Annotated in this window: 6 protein-coding genes; all 6 read left to right on the top strand. The window is 42.7% G+C overall.

Annotation, left to right across the window (positions count from 1 at the left end; translation table 11 throughout):
* Positions 1-544: 544 nt before the first annotated feature.
* The 6 genes from KTR06_RS12830 (at position 545) to KTR06_RS12805 (ending at position 7655) form a co-directional block, all read left to right on the top strand.
* A complete protein-coding gene (locus KTR06_RS12830; RefSeq protein WP_004316780.1) occupies positions 545-1135 on the top strand; it encodes a V-type ATP synthase subunit E family protein in 591 nt (196 codons plus the stop codon).
* A gap of 11 nt (positions 1136-1146) precedes the next feature.
* On the top strand, positions 1147-1989 hold the full coding sequence (locus tag KTR06_RS12825; RefSeq protein ID WP_004316779.1) for a DUF2764 domain-containing protein: 843 nt from the start codon (positions 1147-1149) through the stop codon (positions 1987-1989).
* A gap of 17 nt (positions 1990-2006) precedes the next feature.
* Positions 2007-3767 carry a V-type ATP synthase subunit A gene (locus KTR06_RS12820; RefSeq protein ID WP_004316778.1) on the top strand — a complete coding sequence of 587 codons (1761 nt, stop codon included), beginning with the start codon at positions 2007-2009 and terminating at the stop codon, positions 3765-3767.
* Positions 3768-3798: 31 nt separating this feature from the next.
* The gene (locus KTR06_RS12815) at positions 3799-5127 is read left to right on the top strand and encodes a V-type ATP synthase subunit B (RefSeq protein ID WP_004297639.1); all 1329 of its coding nucleotides are present in this window, start codon (positions 3799-3801) and stop codon (positions 5125-5127) included.
* Between the two features lie 108 nt (positions 5128-5235).
* Positions 5236-5841, top strand: a complete 606-nt coding sequence (locus KTR06_RS12810) for a V-type ATP synthase subunit D (protein ID WP_004297640.1) — start codon at positions 5236-5238, stop codon at positions 5839-5841.
* Positions 5838-7655 (top strand): V-type ATP synthase subunit I, encoded by a 1818-nt coding sequence (locus KTR06_RS12805; RefSeq protein ID WP_049702533.1) that lies wholly within the window; start codon positions 5838-5840, stop codon positions 7653-7655. The genes KTR06_RS12810 and KTR06_RS12805 overlap by 4 nt, the downstream gene beginning before the upstream one ends.
* The last annotated feature ends 38 nt before the right edge of the window (positions 7656-7693 follow it).

Below are 7693 nucleotides of genomic sequence, written 5' to 3'. Positions count from 1 at the left end.
GAAGTTAAGCCTCGTCACGCCGATGGTACTGCGTAACAGTGGGAGAGTAGGTAGCCGCCGTTTTTAGAGAAGCCCCTTGATTCAGCAACGAATCAAGGGGGCTTTCTGTTTTTGGTACTTTGCAAAAAGATCCATCAATGAATCAAGAGGGGCTGTTTTTAAGGACGGATAAAAGATAACCTCTTCTCTTCTTCCGCAAATAGGATAGCAGTATTCACTAATGCCAAATGTGATACCAATAGCTTTTGTTATTTAATCTTGTATTAATATCCTGTTTGTCGCTTTCAATATATATTTGTTTTCAAATATCTTTTGGATTCCTTATATTTGTTTTCCGGTTTGAAAAATCCGGAAATGTGTCATTTAGTAATAGGAAAAGGGCAAAAGTGGAACAAAATAGGTGTAGGTCTGTGATTTTTTTGCAAACGAATCTTTTTTCTTTTCTTCTTTCTCTTTTTTATCAAATTGATTTTTGTAAATTTGGCGAGAATCTGAGAAAGGACACATAGTTAATATAGTAATAATACTAAATACTCCTGTTAATATGGAAAACAAAATTCAAGAGTTGACCGATAAGATTTATCGTGAAGGCGTGGAAAAAGGAAACGAGGAAGCGCAAAGACTTATCGCGAATGCTCAGGAAGAAGCTAAGAAAATCATTGAGGATGCCCGTAAAGAGGCGGAATCAATTGTAAACTCCTCTCGTAAATCTGCTGATGAGTTAGCAGAAAATACTAAATCAGAGTTAAAACTATTTGCCGGTCAGGCTGTGAATGCGCTCAAATCTGAAGTCGCTACAATGGTAACTGACAAGTTGATAACCGCTTCCGTGAAAGATTTCGCTCAGGATAAAGATTATCTGAACGCGTTTATCGTAGCATTGGCATCCAAATGGAGCATAGACGAACCTATCGTCATCTCAACAGCCGATGCGGAATCACTGAAAAAATATTTTGCAGCTCATGCAAAAGCTTTATTAGACAAGGGAGTGACTATCCAGCAAGTAAATGGTATCAAGACTCTGTTTACCGTTTCTCCGGCGGACGGTTCGTATAAGGTGAACTTCGGAGAAGAAGAATTCATGAATTACTTCAAAGCGTTCTTGCGTCCTCAATTAGTAGAAATGCTATTTTAAAAAAAGCGACTATGAGTAGTAAGTACTATTACTTGGTAGCAGGTTTGCCGGAACTTTCACTGGAAGACAGTAAGCTGAGCTATACAGTAGCCGATTTTAAAACTGAAATCTACAATGGATTGTCTGCTTCAGACCGGAAGTTGATCGACTTGTTTTATCTGAAGTTTGATAATGCAAATGTGCTGAAACTTCTCAAAGATAAAGAAGCGGAAATCGACAAACGGGGAAACTACTCTGCTGAAGAACTCACAGAATATATTTCTGTTCTGAGAGAAGGCGGAGAAATCAGTCCTAAAGAATTTCCGGTTTATCTCTCCACTTTTATAACTGATTATTTGAATACTCCGGCTGAAAGTACGACTTTGCACGAAGATCATCTGGCTGCTTTGTATTATGAGTATGCCATGAAGTGTGGAAATAAGTTTGTTTCTGCCTGGTTTGAATTCAATCTGAACATCAATAATATTCTTGTTGCATTTACCAGCCGTAAATTCAAGTGGGATATTGCTTCCAATGTTGTGGGAAATACGGAAGTATGCGAAGCATTGCGTACATCAAGTGCCCGCGATTTCGGACTGTCCGGTGAAGTGGATGTTTTTGAATCGTTAGTGAAAATCAGTGAGATTACAGAACTGGTGGAGCGTGAGAAGAAGTTGGATGCCCTGCGGTGGAACTGGATGGAGGATGCTATTTTCTTCGACTATTTCACTATTGAGCGTATTTTTGCTTTCCTGCTGAAGCTGGAAATGATTGAAAGGTGGATTTCACTGGATAAGGAAAGAGGTAATCAGTTGTTCAGAAGCATTATTGAGTCGCTGAAGAACGAAGTGCAGATTCCTGCAGAATTCAGATAATAAAATAAAAAAAATATATGGCAACAAAAGGAACTGTTAGTGGCGTTATTGCCAACATGGTGACCCTCGTCGTTGACGGACCGGTAGCTCAAAATGAGATTTGTTATATCTCGACCGGTGGCGATAAGTTGATGGCGGAGGTGATTAAGGTTGTAGGTTCACATGTATATGTCCAGGTGTTTGAAAGTACCCGTGGACTGAAAGTGGGCGCCGAAGCCGAATTTACAGGACACATGCTTGAGGTGACATTAGGTCCGGGTATGTTATCGAAAAACTATGATGGTCTGCAAAATGACCTCGACAAGATGGACGGAGTTTTCCTGAAGAGAGGACAATATACGTATCCGTTGGATAAAGAGCGTATATGGCATTTCGTACCATTGGTGAATGTAGGTGACAAAGTGCAGGCTTCTGCATGGTTGGGACAGGTGGATGAAAACTTTCAGCCGTTGAAAATAATGGCCCCGTTCACTATGAAGGGAACGGCTACCGTAAAAACAATCATGCCGGAAGGTGATTATAAGATAGAAGATACCATCGCAATTCTGACAGACGAAGAAGGTAATGATATTCCTGTAACTATGATTCAGAGATGGCCCGTAAAACGTGCGATGACGAATTATAAGGAAAAACCGCGTCCTTTCAAATTGTTGGAGACTGGTGTACGTGTGATTGATACGCTGAATCCGATTGTGGAAGGTGGTACGGGATTTATTCCCGGTCCGTTCGGTACAGGTAAAACGGTGCTTCAGCATGCTATTTCTAAGCAGGCGGAAGCGGATATCGTTATCATTGCAGCTTGCGGTGAACGTGCGAATGAGGTGGTGGAAATCTTTACCGAGTTCCCCGAACTGGTAGACCCGCACACAGGACGTAAGTTGATGGAGCGTACTATTATTATTGCCAATACTTCCAACATGCCGGTTGCTGCCCGTGAAGCATCTGTATATACAGCGATGACACTGGCGGAATATTACCGTTCAATGGGATTGAAAGTCTTGTTGATGGCCGACTCTACTTCCCGCTGGGCACAGGCTCTGCGTGAGATGTCCAACCGTATGGAAGAGTTGCCTGGACCAGATGCTTTCCCGATGGATATTTCGGCTATTATCTCTAACTTCTACGGTCGTGCGGGATATGTAAAACTGAGCAATGACGAAACGGGTTCTATTACATTTATCGGTACGGTATCTCCTGCCGGTGGTAACTTGAAGGAGCCGGTAACTGAAAATACGAAGAAGGTAGCCCGTTGTTTCTATGCATTGGAACAGGACCGTGCCGATAAAAAACGTTATCCGGCAGTGAATCCGATTGATTCTTATTCAAAATATATCGAATATCCGGAATTTGAAGAGTATATCAAAGGTCATATCAATGATGAATGGATCGGAAAGGTAAATGAACTTAAGACCCGTTTACAGCGTGGTAAGGAAATTGCCGAACAGATCAATATCCTCGGTGACGATGGTGTGCCGGTAGAATATCACGTGATCTTCTGGAAATCTGAATTGATTGACTTTGTAATCCTGCAACAGGATGCTTTTGACGAAATTGACGCGGTAACTCCGATGGAACGTCAGGAAGACATTCTGAATATGATAATCGACATCTGTCATACGGAATTTGAATTTGATAACTTCAACGAAGTAATGGACTACTTCAAGAAGATGATTAATATCTGTAAGCAGATGAACTATTCGAAGTTCAAATCAGAACAGTATGAAGGATTCCAGAAACAACTGAAGGAATTGATTGAAGAGAGGAAACTTCAATCGTAAATCGTAAATTGTTAAATCGTAAATAAGTAAGATGGCAACAAAAGCTTTTCAAAAGATATATACCAAGATTACTCAGATTACCAAGGCTACTTGTTCGTTGAAAGCGACAGGAGTAGGGTATGATGAGCTTGCCACCGTGGACGGTAAACTGGCACAGGTGGTAAAGATTGCCGGTGACGATGTCACTTTGCAGGTATTTGAAGGTACGGAAGGTATTCCGACCAATGCCGAAGTAGTATTTCTCGGTAAATCGCCTACATTGAAAGTGAGTGAGCAGCTGGCCGGACGTTTCTTCAATGCTTTCGGTGACCCGATTGATGGAGGTCCGGACATTGAAGGACAGGAAGTGGAAATTGGTGGTCCGTCTGTGAATCCGGTTCGGCGTAAACAACCGTCGGAACTGATTGCAACGGGTATTGCCGGTATCGACTTGAACAATACATTGGTATCCGGTCAGAAGATTCCGTTCTTTGCCGACCCGGACCAACCGTTCAACCAGGTAATGGCAAACGTGGCCTTACGTGCTGAAACGGATAAGATTATCCTCGGCGGTATGGGTATGACGAATGATGACTACCTGTATTTTAAGAATGTGTTCTCTAATGCCGGTGCGCTCGACCGTATCGTGAGTTTCATGAATACGACCGAAAACCCGCCGGTAGAACGTTTGCTGATTCCGGATATGGCATTAACTGCTGCTGAATATTTTGCAGTAAATAATAATGAGAAAGTGCTGGTACTGCTGACCGATATGACGAGCTACGCTGATGCGTTGGCAATCGTATCCAACCGTATGGACCAGATTCCGTCTAAAGATTCTATGCCGGGATCACTTTACTCGGACTTGGCAAAGATTTACGAAAAGGCGGTGCAGTTCCCTTCTGGCGGTTCAATCACCATTATTGCGGTGACTACTTTGTCCGGTGGAGATATTACTCACGCTGTGCCTGATAACACGGGTTACATCACAGAAGGTCAGTTGTTCCTGCGTCGTGATAGTGATATTGGTAAGGTTATTGTTGACCCGTTCCGTTCATTGTCTCGTTTGAAACAGCTGGTAACCGGTAAGAAGACGCGTAAAGACCATCCGCAGGTGATGAATGCTGCCGTACGTCTTTATGCCGATGCCGCTAACGCTAAGACGAAGATGGAAAACGGTTTCGACCTGACAAACTACGACGAACGTACGTTGGCTTTTGCGAAGGACTATTCCAATCAGTTATTGGCTATTGATGTTAACCTTGATACAACTGAAATGCTGGACGTTGCCTGGGGCTTGTTCGGTAAATACTTCCGTCCGGAAGAAGTGAATATCAAGAAAGACTTGGTGGATCAATACTGGCCAAAACAAAATAATTAGACGATTAGACGATTTACCATTTACGGTTGAAATTTGTGGATTATTTATGTTTATAAGAAGTAATTTCAATCGCCTGATTGTAAATCGTTAAATTAGTAAATCAACGAGATGGCTATAAAGTTTCAATATAACAAAACCTCTCTTCAGCAGCTCGAAAAGCAACTGAAAGTGCGGGTGCGTACGCTTCCTATCATTAAGAATAAGGAAAGCGCCCTCCGCATGGAAGTGAAACGCTGTAAAACGGAAGCTGCCGATCTGGAGGATAGGCTCGAACAACAAATTCAAGCCTATGAAGCCATGTTCGCCCTTTGGAATGAGTTTGACGCTTCATTAATAAAGGTGAATGATGTTCATCTTGGCGTGAAAAAGATTGCGGGTGTGCGCGTACCGTTGCTCGAGAATGTAGAATTCGAGATACGTCCGTACAGTATGTTTAATGCTCCCAAGTGGTATGCCGACGGTATCCACCTGTTGGAGGAGCTGGCTCATACGGCAATTGAACGTGAATTTATGCTCGCCAAGCTGAACTTGTTAGAACATGCAAGGAAAAAGACCACTCAAAAGGTGAACCTTTTTGAGAAGGTGCAGATACCGGGCTATCAGGATGCATTGCGAAAAATCAAGCGATTTATGGAAGATGAAGAAAACCTGTCGAAATCTTCGCAAAAGATCATGAAGTCCCATCAAGAAAAAAGGAAGGAGGTAGAGGCATGATTACAAAAATGAAGAAACTCACCTTTCTGGTGTATCACAAAGAATATGAAGAATTCCTGAACAGTCTGCGGGAGCTTGGTGTAGTCCACATTGTAGAGAAACAACAGGGGGCTGCCGATAACACGGAGTTGCAGGATAATATTCGTCTTTCCAACCGTTTGGCGGCTACCTTGAAGTTGCTTCAGAACCAGAAGCATGAAAAGAATGCCGTGATTGCTACGGAAGGAGGAACGGCTGCCCGTGGAATGCAAGTGCTGGACGAAGTGGATGCTTTACAGACAGAGCATGGAAAGTTGTCGCAGCAGTTGCAAAGCTATGCCAAAGAAAAAGAAGCTCTGGAAGCCTGGGGCAACTTTGAACCGGCAAATGTTCAGAAGCTGAAAGATGCCGGTTATGTAATCGGTTTCTATAGCTGTTCGGAAGGAAATTACAAAGAAGAGTGGGAAACGGAATACAATGCAATGATTGTGAACCGCATTTCTTCTAAAGTATTCTTCGTGACTGTAACGAAAGGCGGAGAGGAAGTGGACTTGGATGTAGAGCAGGCTAAATTACCTGCATACTCTTTGGCACATCTTGAAACGCTTTACAATACAACAGAACAGGCCGTTGAAGAGAATGAAAAAAGACTGGTTGCACTTTCCGAAACGGATATTCCTTCCTTGAAGGCTGCTCTGAAAGAGTTGCAAAGTCAGATTGAATTCTCTAAAGTTGTGTTAAGTTCCGAGCAGACTGCCGGTGACAAACTGATGTTGATTGAAGGATGGGCGCCTGCATTCAGTCAAGTGGAGATAGAGGCTTATCTGAATGACGCACATGTATATTATGAGATTACCGATCCGATGCCGGGCGATAATGTTCCTATTCGATTGAATAATAAGGGATTCTTTGCTTGGTTCGAACCGATCTGTAAGCTGTATATGCTTCCGAAATATAATGAATTGGACTTGACACCGTTCTTTGCCCCATTCTTTATGGTATTTTTCGGACTTTGTCTGGGAGATTCCGGATATGGTTTGTTCCTGTTCCTGGGAGCTACGGCCTATCGGTTGATGGCGAAGAAAGTAACCCCGTCAATGAAGTCAATCATCTCATTGATACAGGTATTGGCGGTATCAACGTTCTTCTGCGGTTTGCTGACTGGTACGTTCTTCGGAGCGAATATTTACAATTTGGATTGGCCGATTGTTCAACGTTTGAAACATGCTGTCATGATGGATAATAATGATATGTTCCAATTATCGTTGATATTGGGAGCTATCCAGATTTTATTCGGTATGGTGCTGAAAGCTGTGAATCAGACGATTCAGTTTGGTTTCAAATATGCAGTGGCAACTATCGGATGGATCATCCTGCTGGTTTCAATGGCAGTTTCAGCTTTGTTACCGGACGTAATGCCGATGGGAAGCACGGTGCACTTGATAATCCTGGGTGTTTCAGCTGCTATGATTTTCCTTTATAACAGTCCGGGAAAGAACATATTCCTGAATATCGGATTGGGATTGTGGGATTCATACAACATGGTTACTGGTTTGCTTGGAGATGTTTTGTCCTACGTTCGTCTGTTTGCCCTCGGACTTTCCGGAGGTATTCTGGCGGGAGTGTTCAACAGTCTGGCAGTAGGTATGAGTCCGGATAATGTAATAGCAGGCCCGATTGTAATGGTGCTGATTTTCGTGATCGGTCATGCAATCAATATTTTCATGAATGTGCTGGGTGCAATGGTTCACCCAATGCGTCTGACGTTCGTTGAGTTCTTCAAGAACTCCGGATATGAAGGAGGCGGTAAAGAGTACAAACCGTTCAGAAATTGAAAAAACTGAAGATTAAAAATTAGAAATAGAGAATTAAT

The sequence above is a fragment of the Bacteroides sp. MSK.20.12 genome, from assembly GCF_019052435.1.
GTDB lineage: Bacteria > Bacteroidota > Bacteroidia > Bacteroidales > Bacteroidaceae > Bacteroides > Bacteroides xylanisolvens.
Note: the sequence above shows the minus strand (reverse complement) of the source record. Positions and strands in the feature narration are given on the sequence as shown.